Genomic DNA, 1,532 nt, shown 5'->3' with positions numbered 1-1,532 from the left:
GCGCCCGCACCGCCCGCGCCGTCGCGTCCGGCCTGGTCGGCGGAACCGCCGCGGCGGCCCGCCGGCCCGCCACCGCCGCCGTGGGCCGGGCAGCAGCGCGGCCGCCCCGCGCCCCGCCCGACGCCCGAGGAAGCGGACGACGACGACTACTTCGCGGACCCTTTCCGTGGTCAACGGCAGTAGTGCGTGATCGACCCCGTAGTCTTGCCAGCGCATCGCAAAGGGGCATGGCGTGACCGGGAGGTCGGATGGCACAGGACATCGTCCCGATCGAGCTGGGGCTCACCCAGGGTGATGTGGTCACCCTGTGGGCCCCGCGCTGGCGGGAAGAGGGCGAGGAGTGGGAAGCCTTCCTCGGCCACGAGGAGGACCTGTACGCGTTCCCCGATGCCGCGCACCTGGCGGCGTTCGTGCGCAAGGCCGAGGAGCACGACCTGACCGACCACCCGGCGTGGCACGTCGTGCCGGGGCTGTCGGTCGGCGAGCTGTCGCCGGACGACAACCACCAGTTCGACCTGGTCGGCGTGCCGGAGCTGGTCGCCGAGGAGCCCGACACCTGGGTCATCGGCGAGCTGGCCGACGTGATCTCGATCGTGCGCTCCCTGGCCGACGTGTGCGACCTGGAGAAGGTGCACGAGGTCCTGGACTCGGCCGAGGGCTTCGCCCTGCTGCCGCAGGGCACGCTGCCGTTCACCGGCCGCGAGGGCCAGGCGCTGTGGACCGAGATCTCCCAGGTCGTCGCCGAGAAGTGGGACGAGGTGCTGGACGCGATCGACGAGGTCGTGACCACGCCGGAGGTCGACGAGACCGCGCTGAAGGCCGCGCAGGACGAGCTGGCCGAGTTCGAGGAGGCCAACGCCGCGGCGGCGGCCACCCGGGACGAGGACGACGAGGACGACGACGAGGAGCCCGTCTCGTTCTGGAACGAGATCGGCATCGACCCGATCAAGATCATCAGCGGTGCGGGCGAGTACTACACGCTGCGCTGCTACCTGGACGACCAGCCGGTGTTCCTCGGCCGCAAGGGCAAGATCGACGTCTTCACCTCGCCGCGCGCGCTGGCCCGGTTCATCGTCGAGGCCGACGACAACGACCTGGCCGAGGTGTCGACCTGGGGCGAGCTGGTCACCAAGGCGACCGGCGGCGACCTGGAGGTCGAGGTCGACCCGGACAACGTCTACGTGCTCACCGGCCTGGACGAGGACATCGTGGACGGCCCGGACGCGATCGACCCCACGCAGCTCGACCTGGTGGTCGAACTGCTGGAGGACGCGGGCGAGTGGGCCAACGACGACTCCGTGAAGGTCGCCCTGAACCAGTCCGAGCGGCTGGGGTGGCTGGTGTCGTACGTGCTCAAGCCGGACCCCACGCGGCTCGCGCCCAGCGCCCCGTTCGACGAGGAGCAGGTGGCGTGGCGGTCGCTGGTGGCCGCCTTCGAGGACCGGCTGAGGGTGCACTAGCGGCACTGGCAGGCCGAACGAGCGGGGGGGGCGGGGCGTGATAGGGTGCCCCCGCCCCCCCGGGGGGTGTTG

At 71.7% G+C, this 1,532-nt stretch carries 1 protein-coding gene and 1 pseudogene; both read left to right on the top strand.

What is annotated here, in order from left to right; genetic code table 11:
• Positions 1-183, top strand: a pseudogene (locus ACFXGA_RS40160) (YbaB/EbfC family DNA-binding protein); the annotation flags it as partial.
• 65 nt (positions 184-248) lie between these two features.
• Positions 249-1,460 carry a primosomal protein gene (locus tag ACFXGA_RS40155; protein WP_378098465.1) on the top strand — a complete coding sequence of 404 codons (1,212 nt, stop codon included), beginning with the start codon at positions 249-251 and terminating at the stop codon, positions 1,458-1,460.
• Positions 1,461-1,532 lie beyond the last annotated feature (72 nt).

It is taken from the genome of Actinosynnema sp. NPDC059335 (genome assembly GCF_042752395.1).
Taxonomy (GTDB): Bacteria; Actinomycetota; Actinomycetes; order Mycobacteriales; family Pseudonocardiaceae; genus Actinosynnema.
The sequence above is the reverse complement of the archived record's forward strand: the minus strand, read 5'-3'. Positions and strand labels throughout refer to the sequence as shown.

Coding starts and splice junctions, on each gene's coding strand:
- ACFXGA_RS40155 (WP_378098465.1), top strand. CDS start 249: ATGGCACAGGACATCGTCCCGATCGAGCTGGGGCTCACCCAGGGTGAT.